This is a genomic window from Massilia sp. Root335 (assembly GCF_001425685.1).
GTDB classification, from domain to species: domain Bacteria; phylum Pseudomonadota; class Gammaproteobacteria; order Burkholderiales; family Burkholderiaceae_D; genus Telluria; species Telluria luteola.
On sequence record NZ_LMCY01000007.1, the window covers coordinates 1 to 18,080 of the forward strand.

Below are 18,080 nucleotides of genomic sequence, written 5' to 3' on the forward strand. Positions count from 1 at the left end.
TGCGCAGGGACGACGTGCTGGTGATAACGCAAGAATAGCGTTGGCACCGTTCCTGCGTTGGCCTCAAAACCGTCGTCCCCGCGAAGGCGGGGACCCAAGTTCAGCATCCAGATTCAGTCCATCCACCCCCGCCCAACCACATCCGCCAACGTCAGGTCCAGACAAACGCGTATCCGCTCCACCATCTCGTCGATCTGCGCGCAACTCATGACGAGCGGCGGCGCCACGATCATCCGGTCGCCGACGGCGCGCATGATGACGCCGTTGTCGAACATGTGCTGCCGGCACACCATCCCTGCCCCCAGCTCGCGCGCGAACGGTTCGCAGTCGTGCACCGTCGCGCCCTTGCGCCGCACGAGGTTCAGGCCCGCCGTCATGCCGATGCTTTCCGCGTGCCCGACGAGCGGGTGGTCCGCCAGGCGCGCGAACGCGGCCTTCAGGTGCGGGCCCGTCTCGCGCGCGACCTTGTCGACCAGTTTCTCGTCCTCGATGATGCGCAGGTTTTCCAGCGCCGCCGCGCAGGCGACCGGGTGGCCGGAATACGTGAAACCGTGGTTGAAGTCGCCGCCGCGCTCGATCAGCGCGCGCGCCACCCGCTCGCCGACCAGCACCCCGCCCAGCGGCACATAGCCCGACGTGACGCCCTTCGCGAACGGGATCAGGTCCGGCCGCATGCCCATGCGCTCGCAGCCGAACCACGTGCCGAGACGGCCGAAGCCGCAGATGACCTCGTCCGACACGAGCAGGATGCCGTACTTGTCGCAGATGCGCTGGATTTGCGGCCAGTAGGTCTGCGGCGGGATGATGACGCCGCCCGCGCCCTGCACAGGCTCGCCGATGAAGGCGGCGACGCGCGCCGGGCCCAGTTCCAGGATCTTTTGTTCGAGCCAGTCGGCCGCGAGCAGCCCGAATTCCGTTTCGGACAGGCCGCGCCCGTGCTCGGCGAAGTTCGGCTGCTCGATGTGATGGATGCCGGGAATCGGCAACGCGCCCTGGGCGTGCATGCCGGCCATGCCGCCCAGCGATGCCCCGGCAATCGTGCTGCCGTGGTAGGCGTTGCGGCGGCTGATGACGATGTGCCGCTCCGGCTGGCCCATCAGCTGCCAGTAGCGCCAGACCATGCGCAGCGCCGTGTCGTTCGCTTCCGAGCCGGAGCTGGTGAAGAACACGTGCTCGAAGCCGGGCGGTGCCAGGGCCGCGAGCTTTTCCGCCAGCTTCACGGCCGGCACGTTCGTCGTGTTGAAGAAGGTGTTGTAGAACGGCAGAACGTCCATCTGGCGCGCGACGGCCTGCGTGATGGACGTGCGGCCATAGCCCACGTTCACGCACCACAGGCCGGACATGCCGTCGATGGTCTTGTTGCCGTCCGAATCCCACAGGTAGACGCCCTCCCCGCGCACCATCACGCGCGCGCCGCGCGCGCTCAGGGCGCCGTGGTCGGTGAACGGGTGCAGGAAATGGGCGCTGTCGAGCTGTTGCAATGCGCGGGTGTCCAGGCGCGTGTCAACCTCGTCCCGGGCCGGCGCGCGCAGGCCTGCCTCGAATGCCATGGTGTCGATAGTCATGATGATCTCCTCGTCGTCGTCGCATGGTCACACGTGCAGTAACAGATGTTCCCGTTCCCACGGGCTAATGACCGTCATAAATTCCTGGTGCTCCAGTTCCTTGACCGCGGAATAGACGTCGATGAAGCGTTCGCCGAGGATGTCGCGCAGGCGGTCGTCGCTGCGCAGCACGGTCAGCGCTTCGGACAGGCCCTGCGGCAGCTCGACCTTCATCTTGTAGGCGCTGCCCTCGACCTTCGGCGTCGGTTCCAGATGTTCCTGGATGCCGAGGTAGCCGCACGCGAGCGTGACGGCCAGCGCGAGATAGGGGTTCGCATCGGCGCCGATCACGCGGTTTTCCACGCGCCGGTCCTGCGAGCCGGACACGGGCACGCGGAAGCCCACGGTACGGTTGTCCACGCCCCATTGCAGGTTGATCGGGGCGGCCGTGTGGCGCACGATGCGGCGGTACGAGTTCACGTACGGCGCGACGATCGCCATCGCCGACGGCATGTATTTCTGCAGGCCGCCGATGTAGTGGCGGAACAGGTCGGACGGCGAGCCGTCCTCGTTGCTGAAGATGTTGCGGCCGGATTCCTCGTCGACGACGCTCTGGTGCACGTGCATCGCCGAGCCGGGCTCGCCAGCCATCGGCTTGGCCATGAAGGTGGCGTACATATCGTGTTTCAGCGCCGCTTCGCGCAGGGTGCGCTTGAAATAAAACACCTTGTCGGCCAGGCCCAGCGGTTCCCCGTGCTGGAAATTGATTTCCATCTGGCCGGCGCCGATCTCGTGGATCAGCGTGTCGACGTCGAGGCCCATCATGTCGCAGTAATCGTAGATGTCCTCGAACAGCGGATCGAACTCGTTGACGGCGTCGATGCTGTAGACCTGGCGGCTCGTCTCCGAGCGCCCGCTGCGGCCGATCGGCGCGGCCAGCGGCAGGTCGGGGTCGATATTTTTTGCCGTGAGATAGAACTCCAGCTCGGGCGCGACGAGCGGCTTCCACCCCTTTTGCGCATACAGTTTCAGCACGCGGCGCAGCACGCTGCGCGGGGCGAAGTCGACCAGCTTGCCGTCGGAAAAATAGCAGTCGTGGATCACCTGCGCGGTCGGATCGACGGCCCACGGCACCATCGTGATCGTGCCGGGGTCGGCCTTCAGGATCATGTCGCGGTCGGTCGTCGAGATCGCGCGGTCGAAGGCGTCGTCGTCGGACGGGGAGTTCCCCGTCACGGTCATGCCCAGCACGATTTCCGGCAGGCGCATGCCGCGGTCTTCGGTGAATTTGACGCGCGGAAGGATTTTTCCACGCGCGACGCCGGTCAGGTCGGGGACCAGGCATTCGATTTCGGTGACCCGTTTGCCGTTGAGCCACTCGTCCATGTCGTTATACGAAAAATTGTCGCGGATAGCCATGATGTTTCCTCTGTCCATTGAATGAATACAGCCACGCGCAGGCGCGCCGCCCGCAGGCTGCGTGGGGGTCGAGCAGGGATCAGGGAAGCTATGGGACGGGCGTGACCGCCCATGTCGCGTCGGGGGTCATGACGGTGTCCTGGACGTTGCTGGTCTGGTCGAGCGGTAGGCGCGGCAGGCGTCGCCGAACGCGCCGAACATCTTCATGGAATGCGGATTGTGGGCGATGCGCCATTCCGGGTGCCATTGCACGGCCAGCGTGAAGCCGGGCGCGCCGCTCACCGAGAAGGCTTCCACGAGCCCATCCTCGGCCGTCGCCTCGACGACGAGGCCGCGCGCCAGTTCGTTCACGCCCTGTCCATGCAGGGAATTCACGGGAATTTCGGGCAGGCCAATGATCTGATGCAGCATGCCACCTTGCACGAGCTGGATCTTGTGGGCGTCGCCGTACTGCTCGTCCATGCCGAGTTCCGGATTCTCGCGGTGGTCGAAGTGCCCGGGGACCGCCTGCACGGCCTGGTGCAGGCTGCCGCCCAGCGCCACGTTCATTTCCTGGAAACCGCGGCAGATCGCGATGATCGGAATGCCGCGTTTCACGGCTGCGCGGATCAGCGGCAAGGTGGTCTGGTCGCGTGCCGGGTCTTGCGGCAGCGACGGATCGAGCAGCTCCTGGGAATAATAGCTGGGGTGAACGTTCGAGGCCGAGCCCGTCAGCATGATCCCGTCGCACAGCGCGAGCATCGTCTCCAGGTCGAGCGCCTCCCCCAGCGACGGCAGGATCAGCGGCGCGCAGTCGGCGCCGATGACGACGGCGTCGACATACTTGTGCTGGGCCGCGTGGTAAGGGTGTTCACCGAAATCGCGGGTGCAAGCGGGGACGAAAACGATCGGGCGCATGGTCTCTACCTTGTCGTGAGCGCACAGGAACCATCATACGTACAAAGCGGTCCGAATGCGAGTGGCCGTTGTTTCAGATCAAGGAAACCGCATTCCAAGTCGATGCTTCCCTGGAATCTGCTAGTCGGTTGGGTTGGCTGTGTGTAACCCGTAGCAAAAGCTTAACGTCAACTGAAGAACGATGCCAACACAAACGGACCGGAGGGTCCGGCGCGACGTGGTATCGTAGTTTGCACGTCCGAACGATATGACGAGGTGCTTTATGCTGAAGCTCAACGATCCCGCCCTCCTGCGCCAGCAGGCGTATATCGACGGCACCTGGTGCGGCGCCGACGAAGGCAAGACGGTCGCCGTCGTCGATCCCGCCACCGGCGCAACGCTGGGCACCGTGCCGCACATGGGCGCCCGCGAAACCCGGCGCGCCATCGAGGCGGCGCAGGCCGCCTGGCCGGCCTGGCGCAAGAAGACGGCGCGCGAACGCGCCCTGATCCTGCGCAAGTGGAACGACCTCATGCTCGACAATGCCGACGACCTGGCCGCCATCATGACGGCGGAACAGGGCAAGCCGCTGGCCGAATCGAAGGGCGAGATCGCGTACGCCGCCTCGTTCTTCGAATGGTTCGGCGAACAGGGCAAGCGCATCGAAGGCGACGTGCTGGAATCGCCCGCGCGCGACCGCCGCATCGTCGTCACGAAGGAACCGATCGGCGTGTGCGCCGCGATCACGCCGTGGAATTTCCCGGCCGCGATGATCGCCCGCAAGGTTGCGCCCGCGCTGGCGGCCGGCTGCCCGATCGTGCTCAAACCGGCCGGGCTGACGCCGTATTCCGCCCTCGCCCTGGCCGTGCTGGCGGAGCGCGCCGGCGTGCCGCCAGGCGTGTTTTCCATCGTGATCGGCGATTCGACGGCGATCGGCGCCGAGATGTGCGCCAACCCGATCGTGCGCAAGCTCAGTTTTACCGGCTCCACGCAGGTCGGCCGCCGGCTGATGACGCAATGCGCGCCGACGATCAAGAAACTGTCGCTGGAACTGGGCGGCAACGCGTCGTTCATCGTGTTCGACGACGCCGACCTCGACGCGGCCGTCGAAGGCGCCATGGCCTCGAAATACCGCAACATGGGGCAGACCTGCGTGTGCGCCAACCGCATCTACGTGCAGGACGGCGTCTACGATGCGTTCGCCGCCAAACTGACGGCCGCGGTCGCGAAACTCAAGGTCGGCAACGGGATGGATGCGGGCGTGAACCAGGGCCCGCTGATCGAAGAAAAGGCTGTCGAGAAAGTCGAGCACCACATCGCGGACGCGCTGGGCAAGGGCGCGCGCCTGCTGCTGGGCGGCAAGCGCCATCCGCTGGGCCGCACCTTCTTCGAACCGACCGTCCTCGCCGACGTCACGCCGCAGATGCTCATCTCGGACGAGGAAACCTTCGGTCCCGTGGCGCCGCTGTTCCGCTTCAAGACCGAAGCCGACGTGATCGCCCTCGCCAATGCGACCGAATATGGCCTCGCCTCGTATTTCTATGCGCGCGACATCGGCCGCGTGTGGCGCGTGGCCGAGCGGATCGAGTCGGGCATGGTCGGCGTGAACACGGGCCTGATCTCGAACGAAGTCGCGCCGTTCGGCGGCGTCAAGCAGTCGGGCCTGGGCCGCGAAGGGTCGAAGTACGGCATGGACGATTATCTCGTCATCAAGTACATCTGCCTGGGCGGGATGTAAAACCTGCGGCGGCATCTGAACGACAATACACGTTATCAATTTTCCACATGACAACTTTTTTGGTTGTCATGTAGGACAAGTCCTACTAAAATTATTCCGCTCGGCAATATTACTGCGGCGCCCTATCCCCGCGCACAAATTATCGCCTTTGCCGCGCTTCCCTTGTATCGCCATGCCCTTCAGCTTCACACGCAGGCCACGTGCCGCCCACCTGTGAAGTGAGCATCCGCACGCCCTAAAACGACACTCAACATATTCAGAAAAATGAAGCTGAACAATCTCAAGATCGGCCAACGCCTCGCGCTGGGCTTCGGCATGATATTGGCCCTGCTGGTGCTGGTCACCGCGACCGGGCTGAGCAACATGAATACCCTCAATAACACGGTCGACAATATCGTCAACGGTAACAACCTGCGCCTGCAGGCCGCCAACGACATGCGCGAAGCACAGCGCAGCGTGACGATCGCGGTGCGCGACATCATCCTGACCGAGGACGAAGCGGAAACCAGGCGCCTGTACGAGGAAATCGGCGCCGGCTGGCAGGCTTACGACCGCGCCGACGCCGTGTTGCAGAAGATGGTGACGCGGCCGGACATGCGCGCCCTGCTGGGCAAGATCACCGATGCACGCACGACCTCCGCGCCCCTGATCGCCCAGGCGGCCGAATTGGGCAAGCTGAACAAGCAGGCGGAAGGCTTCGAGGTCCTGAAATCCAAGGTGAAGCCGGCCACCGCGGCCTGGCGCAACGCGATCGCCGAGATGATCCGCGCGCAGACCGAGCTCAACGCGGCCGACCAGGCCGCCGGCGCAGCCCAGTACGGAAAGGCGCGCGTGGTACTGTATGCCGTGGCCGCCGCCGCGATCCTGCTGGCCGTCGTGATCGCCTGGCGCATCACGCGCTCGATCACCGGTCCGATGCGGGAGGCCGTGCGCATCGCCACGACCGTCGCCGCCGGCGACCTGACCAGTCGCATCGAGGTCGACTCGAAGGACGAGACGGGCGAACTGCTGGCCGCGCTGAAGGCGATGAACGAGTCGCTGCGTTCGATCGTCCACCAGGTCCGCGACGGCACCCGCACGCTGGCGACGGCCACCGACGAGATCGCGACGGGCAACCTCGACCTGTCGAGCCGCACCGAGCAGCAGGCGAGCGCGCTGGAAGAAACGGCGTCGTCGATGGAAGAGCTGACCTCGACCGTCAAGCAGAACGCGGAAAACGCGCGCCAGGCAAACCAGCTGGTGCAGTCGGCGTCCGACGTCGCGGTCCGGGGCGGCAGCGTCGTCGCCGCCGTCGTCACGACCATGGGATCGATCAACGAATCCGCCAGCCGCATCGTGGACATCATCGGCGTCATCGACGGCATCGCGTTCCAGACCAATATCCTGGCCCTGAACGCCGCGGTGGAAGCCGCCCGGGCCGGCGAGCAGGGCCGCGGCTTTGCCGTCGTGGCGTCGGAAGTGCGCAACCTGGCCCAGCGCTCGGCCAGCGCGGCCAAGGAAATCAAGACCCTGATCGACGATTCGGTCGGCAAGGTCAACGAAGGCAGCCGCCTCGTCCACGAAGCGGGCTCGACGATGGAAGACGTCGTGGACAGCGTGCGCCGCGTGACGGACATCATGGCCGAAATCACGGCCGCCAGCCAGGAGCAGGAGGCCGGCATCGAGCAGATCAACCAGGCGGTCAGCGAAATGGACGCCGTCACCCAGCAGAACGCCGCGCTGGTGGAAGAAGCCGCCGCGGCCGCGCAGTCGCTGCAGGACCAGTCGGGCGAGCTCGAGCAGATGGTCAGCACGTTCCGCCTGCCGGACGCGGCCGTCGCCGCCGCGCCGGCATTCACCCCGCGGCGCCCCGCCGCGGCCGTGCGTCCGGTGACGCGTCCGGCGCTGGCTGCGGCGGGAAACTGGGAAACGTTTTGATGGCGCGGCATGTCATGTCGACGTTGAACGCGTGGACGTTCATCGTTTGTATTCGTGATACTTGCGCGCGTCGCCGCGCACCAGCTCGGCCGGGTATTTCGCCCGGTTGAGCACCATCTTTTCCTGCACGGCGGCGAGCAGGTCGACGTCGAGCTTGTCGGCCAGGCGCACGAGATAGACGAGCACGTCCGCCATCTCGTGGCGCACCTCGACGAGCTTGTCCGCGCCGAGTTCGTCGGCCCGGCCGTCGCGCAGCCACTGGAAATGTTCCAGCAGCTCGGCCGCCTCCACCGTCAGCGCCGCCGCCAGGTTCTTCGGCGTGTGGAACTGGTCCCAGTCGCGCTCCTCGACGAATTCGCGCACGATGGCGCGCAGCCGATCGAGCTCGCCGCCGGGCTGCATCACTTGTCGCCGCCCACGAGGTAGCCCTGCAGGATCTTGTCCAGCTTCGGCTGGATCTCTTCGTAGCTGCTGACGGTGATGCCCAGGTCGCGCAGCAGGCCGTCGTGCACGCCGTAGACCCAGCTGTGGATCGTCACGGCCTGGCCGCGTTCCCACGCGTCGCGCACGACGGTCGTCTGGGCCACGTTGATGACCTGTTCGGCGACGTTCAGTTCCACGAGGCGGTTGGTGGCGGCGGTGCCGGCCACGTTGCCGAGGTATTTGCCGTGCATGTCGCGCACGTCGCGCACGTGGCCGAGCCAGTTGTCGGCCAGGCCGACGCGCGTATTGTTCAGCGCCGCGCCCACGCCCGAGCAGCCGTAGTGGCCGCACAGGATGATGTGCTTGACCTTGAGGACGTCGACGGCGAACTGCAGCACGGTCAGGCAGTTCAGGTCCGAATGCGAGACGACGTTGGCGATGTTACGGTGCACGAACAGTTCGCCCGGCGCCATGCCGACGAGTTCGTTGGCGGGCACGCGGCTGTCGGAACAGCCGATCCACAGGTATTCCGGGGACTGCTGGGAGGCGAGATCCTTGAAGAAGTCGGGATCTTCCTTGACCATCGACGCCGCCCACTGGCGGTTGCGTTCGAAGAGGTCGGCGGCGGTGAGGCCGGTGGGGGTCTTTGCCATGGTTTTCTACCTTATTCGATATACGGCAATACCGTCGTTCCCGCGCAGGCGGGAACCCAGGTACTGCGTGGTCTGCGAACAAATTCGATCCCCGCCTTCGCGGGGACGACGATGCTTATTTAATCGACCACATTTTGGTCAAAAAAAACCGCTGAAGGCATGCCGTTCAGCGGTCGGGGACTCCTTATTCGAAGAAGTCCTTGACTTTATCCATCCAGCCCTTGCTCTGCGGACTGTGTTTCGCGCCGCCCTCGTTCGTCAGGCGGTCGAATTCGCGCAGCAAGTCCTTCTGCTTGTCGGTGAGCTTGACGGGCGTCTCGACCACGACGTGGCAGAACAGGTCGCCCGCATAGCCCGAGCGCACGCCCTTGATGCCCTTGCCCTTGAGGCGGAAGGTCTTGCCGGTCTGCGTGCCTTCGGGGATCGTGAACGATACCTTGCCGGCCAGGGTCGGCACCTCGATCTCGCCGCCCAATGCCGCCTTGCTGAACGAGATCGGCATTTCGCAATGCAGGTCGTCGCCTTCGCGCTGGAACACGGTGTGCGGCTTGATGTGGATCTCGACGTACAAATCGCCCGGCGGCCCGCCGTTCGTGCCCGGCTCGCCGTTGCCGGTCGAGCGGATGCGCATGCCGCTGTCGATGCCGGCCGGGATCTTCACTTCCAGCGTCTTGTTGCGCTTGATGCGTCCGGCGCCGCCGCAGGATGCGCACGGTTCCGGGATGATCTTGCCGCTGCCATGGCATTTCGGGCAGGTCTGCTGGATCGAGAAGAAGCCCTGCTGCATGCGCACCTGGCCGTGGCCGTGGCAGGTCGCGCAGGTGACGGGCGACGTGCCCGGCTTGGCGCCGCTGCCGTGGCAGGTGTCGCACTTGTCCCAGCTCGGCACGCGGATCGTCGTGTCGAAACCGGCCGCGGCCTGTTCCAGCGAAATTTCGAGGTTGTAGCGCAGGTCGGCGCCGCGGTACACCTGCGGGCCCGCGCTGCGGCCACGCGCACCGCCGCCGAAGATGTCGCCGAAGATGTCGCCGAACGCATCGCCAAAGCCGCCGGCGCCGAAGCCGCCGCCCATGCCGCCGTTCGGATCGACGCCAGCGTGACCATAGCGGTCATAAGCCTCGCGCTTTTCCGGATTGGTCAGCATCTCGTAGGCTTCCTTGACCTCCTTGAACTTCTCTTCCGCTTCCTTGTTATCGGGATTGCGGTCCGGATGGTACTTCATCGCAAGCTTGCGATAGGCCTTCTTGATCTCGTCTTCCGAAGCACTCTTCGCGACGCCGAGGATCTCGTAAAAATCACGCTTTGCCATTTGTCGGCACCTTGCTGTCTATCTACAAAAGAACTGTGGCGGACCGGGCGCTACCCGCGAACGCACAGCCAAAAGGATACGAGTATACAGTGAGCATCACGGGCCTGCTCGACTCGGCCGTAAAAACAACGGCAGGATCGGACCCGCAGAGTCTGGATTACGCAAAAAAACCGAGCCGGGCACCAGGAGGTCGCTTCGGCTCGGCGGTTGCGGCGGCGGGGCCGGCCGTTCGGCCTGCCCCGCCAGGACGTCATTACTTGGCGTCCTTGACTTCCTTGAAGTCGGCGTCGACGACGTCGTCATCCTGCTTGGCCGACTCCGCGCCCGGCTGGCCACCGGCCGCCTGTGCACCGGCGGCGCCCTGCTGGGCCTGCATGTCGGCGTACATCTTCTCGCCCAGCTTCTGGGCGGCGGTCGACAGCGCGGCCACTTTCGCGTCGATCTCGGCCTTGTCGCCCGACTTGATCGAACCTTCCAGGTCGGTGATCGCGGCTTCGATCTTTTCCTTCTCGCCCGCTTCCAGCTTGTCGCCGTACTCGGTCAGGGATTTCTTGGTCGAATGGACCAGCGCGTCGGCCTGGTTGCGCGACTCCGCCAGTTCCTTGACCTTCTTGTCCTCTTCCGCGTTCAGCTCGGCGTCCTTCACCATCTTCTGGATCTCGTCTTCCGACAGACCCGAGTTGGCCTTGATGGTGATCTTGTTCTCCTTACCGGTGGCCTTGTCCTTCGCGCCCACGTGCAGGATGCCGTTGGCGTCGATGTCGAAGGTCACTTCGATCTGCGGGGTGCCGCGCGGTGCCGGCGGGATGCCTTCCAGGTTGAACTCACCGAGGCCCTTGTTGCCGGCGGCGATCTCGCGCTCGCCCTGGTAGACCTTGATGGTCACGGCCGGCTGGTTGTCGTCGGCGGTCGAGAACACCTGCGAGAACTTGGTCGGGATCGTGGTGTTCTTCTGGATCATCTTGGTCATCACGCCGCCCAGGGTTTCGATACCCAGCGACAGCGGCGTCACGTCCAGCAGCAGCAGGTCCTTGCGGTCGCCGGCCAGCACGGAGCCCTGGATGGCGGCGCCGACAGCGACGGCTTCGTCCGGGTTCACGTCGCGGCGCGGTTCCTTGCCGAAGAATTCCTTCACCTTTTCCAGCACCTTCGGCATGCGGGTCATGCCGCCGACCAGGATGATGTCGTCGATGTCGGTGACCTTCACGCCGGCGTCCTTGATGGCGACGCGGCACGGCTCGATGGTCTTGTTGATCAGTTCCTCGACGAGGGCTTCCAGCTTGGCGCGGGTGATCTTGAGGTTCAGGTGGACCGGCGCGCCGTTCGCCATGGCGATGTACGGCTCGTTGATCTCGGTCTGCTGCGACGACGACAGTTCGATCTTCGCGCGCTCGGCCGAGGCCTTGATGCGCTGCAGGGCGATCGGGTCCTTCGACAGGTCGAGGCCGTTGATCTTCTTGAATTCGTCGATGATGTAGTCGATGATGCGTTGGTCGAAGTCTTCGCCGCCCAGGAACGTGTCGCCGTTGGTCGACAGCACTTCGAACTGCTTCTCGCCGTCCACGTCGGCGATCTCGATGATCGACACGTCGAACGTGCCGCCGCCGAGGTCATACACGGCGATCTTGCGGTCGCCCTTGTCGGTCTTGTCCAGGCCGAATGCCAGCGCGGCCGCGGTCGGCTCGTTGATGATGCGCTTGACGTCCAGGCCGGCGATGCGGCCGGCGTCCTTGGTCGCCTGGCGCTGCGAGTCGTTGAAGTATGCCGGGACGGTGATGACGGCTTCCGTCACTTCCTCGCCGAGGTAGTCTTCGGCGGTCTTCTTCATCTTGCGCAGCACTTCGGCCGAGATCTGCGGCGGTGCCAGCTTCTTGTCGCGCACACCGACCCACGCATCGCCGTTGTCGGCCTTGGTGATCGTGTACGGCATCAGGCTGATGTCCTTCTGGACTTCCTTCTCGTCGAATTTACGGCCGATCAGGCGCTTGACCGCGAACAGGGTGTTCTTCGGGTTGGTGACGGCCTGGCGTTTCGCCGGCGCGCCGACCAGGATCTCGCCATCTTCCTGATAAGCGATGATCGAAGGCGTCGTACGGGCGCCTTCCGCATTTTCGATGACCTTGGGCTGACCATTTTCCATGATCGCCACGCAGGAGTTGGTGGTGCCCAGGTCGATACCGATGATTCTGCCCATAATATTTTCCTTTTTAGTACTCAGTTTTTCAGATGTGTCGAATATTGGGAAATGTCGCTTAGTTTCAAGAGCTTGTTCAGCCCCATCGCAACATTATTTCGGTGCCGCGGCGGTCACGATGGCCGGACGCAGCAGGCGGTCGGCGATCATATAGCCCTTCTGCAGCACGGTAACCACGGTGTTCGCTTCCTGGTCGGACGGCACCACGGCCACGGCCTGGTGCTTGTTCGGGTCGAGCTTGTCGCCCGCCTGCGGCATCACTTCGATCAGGCGGTTCTTCTCGAACGCGGCGGTGAGCTGCTTGAGGGTCATCTCGACGCCTTCCTTGATCGATTCGACCGTCGGCGCTTCGACTTTCAGGGCCATCTCGAGGCTGTCGCGCACCGGCACCATGGCCTCGGCGAAGCTTTCGATGGCGAATTTATGGGCCTTGCTCACATCTTCCTGGGCACGGCGGCGGATATTGTCCGCCTCGGCCTTGGCACGCATGAAGGCGTCGTGCATCTCGGCCAGCTTGGCTTCGGTGGCGCTCAGCTGTTCTTCGAGGCCGGGCTCCGTTGCCGGCGCACCCTGGGCCGCGGCGGCGGTTGCGGCGTCGGCTTCCGGCTGATTGCTCACCTCTTGGTTTTCTTGGTCTTGCATCGAAAAAACTCCTGAAATCAAGGACTTGGCTGATGGATTGGACGGTTGTACCGGTCACACAGGCCCGCATATGGGGCAATCGCCTACATTTTCAAGGGGACACCGAACTAATATGGATGAGAAGGTGTAGTCTTTTGTTACAAGATTTACTTGCTCGTAGTCACCATCGACAGCCGGCCGTTCTACTATCGTGTCGTTAAGACATCCGTCCAAAAAAACGACCCGATGGGAACGATCATGAAACTGCATCTGATAAGCGGCGCCGTGCTCATCTACACCCTGCTCGCACTGGCTGCGATCTGCCTGGCGGAACTCGGGTCGGCGCCGCAAAACGTGGCATTCTAACATCCCGTCGTTGGTTGCCGTAGGGTGGGCGGTCCTCCGCCCACGCGGTGATACGTAACGGCTTCGTGTTCGTGCACGAACCGGCTGACGCTAACGATCACCGCGTGGGCACGTGGTGCCCACCCTACGCACTACGCGGTCATTGACCCTCGAACCCTTCACGCGCCCAATTTCACGGCGTGCTCGCGCGCGATCTCCGCATCGCGGCGCTGCGCCTCGCGTTGCGCGGGCGCGAGCATCGTCGGCCAGCCGATCAGGTGCTGCTCGGCGATCTCGGCCATGCCGACGATCCACGCCGCATTGTCGTTCAGGCACGGGATGTAGTGAAAATCCTGGCCGCCGTTCGACTCGAAGTCGTGGCGCACTTCCATGTTGATTTCTTCCAGCGTCTCCAGGCAGTCGCTGGTGAAACCGGGGCACATGACGTCGATCCGTTTGATGCCATCGCGCGCCAGCTGCTGCACGGTCGGCGCCGTGTACGGCTGCAGCCATTCGGCGCGGCCGAAGCGCGACTGGAACGTGACCAGGTATTCATCCGGCGTCAGGCGCAGGCGCGCCGCCAGCAGGCGCGCCGTCCGGTGGCATTCGCAGTGGTACGGGTCGCCGAGCAGCAAGGTGCGCTTGGGCACGCCGTGGAAACTCATCACCAGTTTCTCGCCGCGCCCGTGCGCGTCCCAGTACGACTCCACCGATTCCGCCAGCGCCTCGATATAGCCTTCGTGGTCGTGATAGTGCTTCACGAGGCGCAGCTCGGGGATGTTGCGCACCTTTTTGTAGTGATCGAAGACGGCGTCCCAGATCGACGCGGTGGTCGTGCCGGAATACTGCGGATACGCGGGCAGCACGACGATGCGTTCGGCGCCGCGCGCCTTGAGGTCGTCCAGCACGGCCGGCAGCGCGGGCGCGCCGTAGCGCATCGCCATCGCCACCTCGACGTCGTGGTGGCCGCGCTGTTCCAGGAGCCGCTGCAGCGCCGCCGCCTGCCGTTCCGTGTACACCTTCAGCGGCGAGCCGTCGCGGCGCCAGATGGTCGCGTATTTTTTCGCCGACTGTCCCGAGCGGAACGGCAGGATCGCCAGGTGCAGGATGATGTTCCACACGGCGCGCGGGATCTCCACCACGCGCGGATCAAGCAGGAACTGCTTCAGGTAGCGCCGCACCGCCAGCCGTGTCGGCGCCTCGGGCGTGCCGAGGTTGACGAGGACGATGGCGCTCGTCGCGATGGTGCCGTGCTGGTGCGGCGGTTCTTTGTTGAAGGGCATGGACGGTTCTTGGGTTGACTCAGGACGCCAGCAGCTCGCGCGCGTGCTTGCGCGTCGTCTCGGTGATCTCGATGCCGCCCAGCATGCGCGCCACTTCCTCCACGCGGGACTTGTTGTCGAGCACGTCGATGCGCGACACGGTCTTGCCGCCGTCCGTCGTGCCCTTCGCCACCTGGAAGTGCTGGTTGGCCTGGCTTGCGACCTGCGGCAGGTGCGTGACGCACAGCACTTGCCGGCTCTGGCCGAGGCGCTTCAGCAGGCGGCCGACGACTTCCGCCACGCCGCCGCCGATGCCCGTGTCGACCTCGTCGAAGATCAGGGTCGGCACCGTCGTCGCGTTCGCCGTGATGACGGCGATCGCCAGCGAGATGCGCGCCAGCTCGCCGCCCGACGCCACCTTGGCCAGCGGCCGCGGCACGACGCCGGCGTGGCCGGCCACGAGGAACTCGACCTGCTCGCAACCATACGCGGCCGGCTCGCACGGGTTCAGCGCGACGACGAAGCGGCCGCCGCTCATCGACAGTTCCTGCATCGCTTCCGACACCTGCGACGACAGGCGCTGGGCCGCTTGCGCGCGCGTAGCGGACAGTTTTTGCGCCGCCGCCAGGTAGACCGCTTTCGCCTTGTCTTCCTGGCGGCGCAGGCCTTCCACGTCGCTGGCGTCGGCCAGCTGCTGCAGCTTGGCCTTGAGCGTCGCGTGTTCTTCCGGCAGTTCGTCAGGCGTCACCCGGAACTTGCGGGCCGTACTGTGGATCGCATCCATGCGCGCGTCGACCTGGGCCAGTCGCCCGGGATCGAGCTCGACCTTGTCGACATACGTATTCAGCGCATAGACCGCTTCCTGCAACTGGATGCGCGCCGGTTCCATGCAGTCGAGCACGGCCTGCAGGCCCGCGTCGACGCCGGCGAGCTTGGCCAGCTTCTGGTTCAGCGACGACAGTTGCGACAGGATCGGCTGCTCCGATTCCGACAGCGCGGACAGCGCCTCCTGCGCGCCTTCGATCAGGCTCGCGGCATGCGACAGGCGGCTGTGTTCGTTGGCGATGTCGGTCCACTCGCCCGGCTTCACGGCCAGCTTGTCGAGCTCGCCGACCTGCCATTCGAGGCGCTCGCGTTCCAGCAGCACGTTCTTCGCGTTCGTCTCGAATTCCTCGCGCTGGCGCGCCAGCGCCTTCCACGCCTTGTACGTGGCGGCGACTTCCTGCACCTGGGCCGTCGCGGCGGGATCGCGCACGGCGACCTGGTTGTCGAGCAGGGCGCGCTGGGCATCGAGCTTGAGCAGCGACTGGTGCGCGTGCTGGCCGTGGATGTCCACGAGCAGCTCGCCCAGTTCGCGCAACTGGCTGGCGGTGGCGGCGATGCCGTTGATGTACGACTTGGAGCGGCCGGCGTTGTCGATCACGCGGCGCAGCAGCGCGCCGCCCTCGTCGCTGTCGAACTCGTTCTGTTCCAGCCAGGCGCCCGCCGCCGGGGTCAGGGCGAAATCGGCGCTGATGTCGGCCTTGGCCGCGCCTTCGCGCACCATGCTCGCGTCGCCGCGGCCGCCCAGCGCGAGCTGCAGCGCGTCGATCAGGATCGACTTGCCGGCGCCGGTCTCGCCGGTGAACACCGTGAAGCCGTTCGAGAACTCGAGCTCGATCGTATCGACGATGACGAAGTCGCGGATGGTCAATGTGCGCAACATGAAGAAACTCATCTCCTGGTGGATGCTGGGATTACTTGAGCTTGCCGTCACCGGACGGGTATTCGTTCCAGTGCAGCTTCTCGCGCAGGGTGTGGTAGTAGCTCCACCCTTCCGGATGCAGGAAGGTGATGGTGTTGGGCGAGCGCGAGATCATGATCTGGTCGCCGTGCTGCAGGCTCGTGAAAGTCTGCATGTCGAAGTTCACGCTGATGTCGCGGCCGTTGATGATCTCGACGACGATGTCGCTCGTGTTCGGCACGACGATCGGGCGGTTGGACAGCGCGTGCGGCGCGATCGGCACCAGCACGATGCCGGCCAGCGTCGGATGCAGCAGCGGGCCGCCGGCCGACAGCGCGTACGCCGTCGACCCGGTGGGCGTGGACACGATCAGGCCGTCCGAACGCTGGTTGTACATGAAGGTGCCGTCCACCGTGACCTTCAGTTCGGCCATGCCGGCGCCCGTGCCGCGCGCGACCACCACGTCGTTGACGGCGACGGAACAATGGATCTCGACGCCCTCGCGCACGACGCGCGCCTCCAGCAGCGAGCGCTCCTCGGCCTTGGCCTTGCCGCTGAGGATCTCGCCCAGCGCGGGCAGCATGCGGTCGATCGGGATGTCCGTCATGAACCCCAGCCGCCCCTGGTTGATGCCGATGAGCGGCACGCGGTAGCGCGCCAGCTGGCGGGCGATGCCGAGCATCGTGCCGTCGCCGCCGACGACGATGGCGGTGCTGCAGTGCGCGCCGATCTCGTCCACCGTCATGGCGTCCACGCCGGCGACTTTCACGTGCCCGGCCGTCTGTTCCTCGAACACGACGCGGTAGCCGGCGCCCTGCAGGAAGTCGACGATCGCCTGCACGGGCTCGTCGATCCCGGCCGTGTGGTGCCGTACGACGAGCGCGATGGTTTGTTGCGGTTCAGGCGTCACGGACATTACGGCTCTCGGCAGCAGGTGATAGGGAGACAGAAGATTAACCGATTCGCCCGGCTTCTGCACTATCGCAACTCAGCAAATACTGTACAAACGCACAGTATAGTTGGGCGGACGGACTTCCGGCAAGCGCGCCGGCCGAACTCGCTTCAATGGAGGATGCCGAACCCGAACGCGGCACCGATCGCCAGCCCCAGGCCGGTGACGTGCAGCGCCATCAGCACGAGCCAGCGCAAGCCGGTGGCGAGGCGCGAGCCGCCGTACACGCGCCGCATCGCGACCGGCGTATAGAACACGAGCCACAGGCCCAGCACGAAGGACACGATACCAAGCACATTCGGCGTCACGATCAGCAGCGTCAGGGCCAGGAATGCAAACCCGTGCACGTGCAGCGCGAACAGCAGGTGTTCGCCGTAGCGCCGTCCCGATCCGAGGTACAGCACCTTGAGGTACAGCGCGAACAGCGGCATCATCAAGAACACGGCGTACGGCACATAGGTGCTGAAGGCCGTCCTCATCACCTTGTCGCGCTCGGCCGGCGACATGTTGCTGAACCGGTCCGCCTGCTCGCCCCAGTGCGCATTGACGTTGCTGATGCCCTTGCGCAGTTCCACGGTACCTTCGGCGATTTCGCCCGGCTCGTCTTCGCGCACCAGGCCGTCTTTCTTTGCCGCCTTGTCGTGCGCGGCCGCGGCGGCCGGGGCCTGGCCTCGCTCAGGCTGCGCCGGAACGTCGTCGTGGCCGGTATATTTTGCGACGGCAAAGAAGATCAGGCTGAACGTCAGGTACAGGCGCAGCGGCTGGATGTAGCGCACGCGGCGACCATTGATGTATTCCAAAGTCAGCTGTCCCGGCCGGAACAAAAGGAGCAGCAACGACTTCCAAAGCTTGCCTTCCAGTGCGACGTAATGGCCGACGAACTCGTGCAGGAATTCGCGCGTGCTGGGGGGATGCAGAACGGTTTCTTGTCCGCATTCATGACAGAAATTACCGGAAACGACGGCTCGGCAATTCGGGCAGTCGGCGGCGGCGTGGTGCGGATGGGCTGGCGTGTGCATGACGTTCGCGGCGGTTGTCATCTAAACCAACATGTTAACCAGTTAATTGCAAAAAAGCATCTTCCAATTGCGCGACCGCCTTCGA

At 64.8% G+C, this 18,080-nt stretch carries 14 protein-coding genes; 2 read left to right on the plus strand and 12 right to left on the minus strand.

Features of this window, described 5'->3' with window-relative positions; translation table 11 throughout:
- Positions 1-113: 113 nt before the first annotated feature.
- From ASC93_RS05425 to ASC93_RS05435, 3 genes are all read right to left on the minus strand, one after another.
- Positions 114-1,565: an aspartate aminotransferase family protein gene (locus ASC93_RS05425; RefSeq protein WP_056438316.1), complete on the minus strand. Its 1,452-nt coding sequence runs from the start codon at positions 1,563-1,565 to the stop codon at positions 114-116.
- A 27-nt stretch (positions 1,566-1,592) separates the two neighbouring features.
- Positions 1,593-2,963 (minus strand): glutamine synthetase family protein, encoded by a 1,371-nt coding sequence (locus tag ASC93_RS05430; RefSeq protein ID WP_056438319.1) that lies wholly within the window; start codon positions 2,961-2,963, stop codon positions 1,593-1,595.
- A 126-nt stretch (positions 2,964-3,089) separates the two neighbouring features.
- Positions 3,090-3,860 carry a gamma-glutamyl-gamma-aminobutyrate hydrolase family protein gene (locus ASC93_RS05435; RefSeq protein ID WP_056438322.1) on the minus strand — a complete coding sequence of 257 codons (771 nt, stop codon included), beginning with the start codon at positions 3,858-3,860 and terminating at the stop codon, positions 3,090-3,092.
- Positions 3,861-4,122: 262 nt separating this feature from the next.
- Between ASC93_RS05435 and ASC93_RS05440 the strand changes: the two genes are divergently transcribed.
- Together ASC93_RS05440 and ASC93_RS05445 are read left to right on the plus strand one after the other, a co-directional pair.
- Positions 4,123-5,577: an NAD-dependent succinate-semialdehyde dehydrogenase gene (locus ASC93_RS05440; protein WP_056438331.1), complete on the plus strand. Its 1,455-nt coding sequence runs from the start codon at positions 4,123-4,125 to the stop codon at positions 5,575-5,577.
- Positions 5,578-5,841: 264 nt separating this feature from the next.
- On the plus strand, positions 5,842-7,494 hold the full coding sequence (locus ASC93_RS05445; protein ID WP_056438333.1) for a methyl-accepting chemotaxis protein: 1,653 nt from the start codon (positions 5,842-5,844) through the stop codon (positions 7,492-7,494).
- Positions 7,495-7,533: 39 nt separating this feature from the next.
- On the opposite strand, the gene ASC93_RS05450 is transcribed toward ASC93_RS05445, so the two are convergent.
- The 9 genes from ASC93_RS05450 to ASC93_RS05490 form a co-directional block, all read right to left on the minus strand.
- A complete protein-coding gene (locus tag ASC93_RS05450) occupies positions 7,534-7,896 on the minus strand; it encodes a nucleotide pyrophosphohydrolase (protein WP_056438344.1) in 363 nt (120 codons plus the stop codon).
- Entirely contained in the window at positions 7,896-8,570 is a 675-nt protein-coding gene (gene can / locus ASC93_RS05455; RefSeq protein ID WP_056438351.1) for a carbonate dehydratase, read from the minus strand. Before can ends, ASC93_RS05450 begins: the two co-directional genes overlap by 1 nt.
- Positions 8,571-8,754: 184 nt before the next feature.
- On the minus strand, positions 8,755-9,879 hold the full coding sequence (gene dnaJ, locus ASC93_RS05460) for a molecular chaperone DnaJ (RefSeq protein ID WP_056438355.1): 1,125 nt from the start codon (positions 9,877-9,879) through the stop codon (positions 8,755-8,757).
- Between the two features lie 253 nt (positions 9,880-10,132).
- Positions 10,133-12,073, minus strand: coding sequence for a molecular chaperone DnaK (dnaK, locus tag ASC93_RS05465; protein WP_056438358.1), 1,941 nt, complete (start codon positions 12,071-12,073; stop codon positions 10,133-10,135).
- Between the two features lie 93 nt (positions 12,074-12,166).
- Positions 12,167-12,715 carry a nucleotide exchange factor GrpE gene (gene grpE, locus ASC93_RS05470; protein WP_056438361.1) on the minus strand — a complete coding sequence of 183 codons (549 nt, stop codon included), beginning with the start codon at positions 12,713-12,715 and terminating at the stop codon, positions 12,167-12,169.
- A gap of 503 nt (positions 12,716-13,218) precedes the next feature.
- Positions 13,219-14,322, minus strand: a complete 1,104-nt coding sequence (gene hemH, locus ASC93_RS05475; protein ID WP_056438364.1) for a ferrochelatase — start codon at positions 14,320-14,322, stop codon at positions 13,219-13,221.
- Between the two features lie 19 nt (positions 14,323-14,341).
- Positions 14,342-16,006 carry a DNA repair protein RecN gene (recN, locus tag ASC93_RS05480; protein WP_056438642.1) on the minus strand — a complete coding sequence of 555 codons (1,665 nt, stop codon included), beginning with the start codon at positions 16,004-16,006 and terminating at the stop codon, positions 14,342-14,344.
- 31 nt (positions 16,007-16,037) lie between these two features.
- Positions 16,038-16,940, minus strand: a complete 903-nt coding sequence (locus tag ASC93_RS05485) for an NAD kinase (RefSeq protein ID WP_056438366.1) — start codon at positions 16,938-16,940, stop codon at positions 16,038-16,040.
- A gap of 146 nt (positions 16,941-17,086) precedes the next feature.
- Positions 17,087-18,016 carry a DUF3667 domain-containing protein gene (locus ASC93_RS05490; RefSeq protein ID WP_056438370.1) on the minus strand — a complete coding sequence of 310 codons (930 nt, stop codon included), beginning with the start codon at positions 18,014-18,016 and terminating at the stop codon, positions 17,087-17,089.
- Positions 18,017-18,080: the final 64 nt, after the last annotated feature.

Bases quoted from the DNA above. Each gene is read 5' to 3' on its own strand.
- ASC93_RS05440 (WP_056438331.1), top strand. From the start codon at position 4,123: ATGCTGAAGCTCAACGATCCCGCCCTCCTGCGCCAGCAGGCGTATATC.
- ASC93_RS05450 (WP_056438344.1), bottom strand. From the start codon at position 7,896: ATGCAGCCCGGCGGCGAGCTCGATCGGCTGCGCGCCATCGTGCGCGAA.
- dnaJ (WP_056438355.1), bottom strand. From the start codon at position 9,879: ATGGCAAAGCGTGATTTTTACGAGATCCTCGGCGTCGCGAAGAGTGCT.
- recN (WP_056438642.1), bottom strand. From the start codon at position 16,006: ATGTTGCGCACATTGACCATCCGCGACTTCGTCATCGTCGATACGATC.
- can (WP_056438351.1), bottom strand. From the start codon at position 8,570: ATGGCAAAGACCCCCACCGGCCTCACCGCCGCCGACCTCTTCGAACGC.
- ASC93_RS05490 (WP_056438370.1), bottom strand. From the start codon at position 18,016: ATGACAACCGCCGCGAACGTCATGCACACGCCAGCCCATCCGCACCAC.
- ASC93_RS05485 (WP_056438366.1), bottom strand. From the start codon at position 16,940: ATGTCCGTGACGCCTGAACCGCAACAAACCATCGCGCTCGTCGTACGG.
- ASC93_RS05435 (WP_056438322.1), bottom strand. From the start codon at position 3,860: ATGCGCCCGATCGTTTTCGTCCCCGCTTGCACCCGCGATTTCGGTGAA.
- ASC93_RS05445 (WP_056438333.1), top strand. From the start codon at position 5,842: ATGAAGCTGAACAATCTCAAGATCGGCCAACGCCTCGCGCTGGGCTTC.
- ASC93_RS05425 (WP_056438316.1), bottom strand. From the start codon at position 1,565: ATGACTATCGACACCATGGCATTCGAGGCAGGCCTGCGCGCGCCGGCC.
- dnaK (WP_056438358.1), bottom strand. From the start codon at position 12,073: ATGGGCAGAATCATCGGTATCGACCTGGGCACCACCAACTCCTGCGTG.
- hemH (WP_056438364.1), bottom strand. From the start codon at position 14,322: ATGCCCTTCAACAAAGAACCGCCGCACCAGCACGGCACCATCGCGACG.
- ASC93_RS05430 (WP_056438319.1), bottom strand. From the start codon at position 2,963: ATGGCTATCCGCGACAATTTTTCGTATAACGACATGGACGAGTGGCTC.
- grpE (WP_056438361.1), bottom strand. From the start codon at position 12,715: ATGCAAGACCAAGAAAACCAAGAGGTGAGCAATCAGCCGGAAGCCGAC.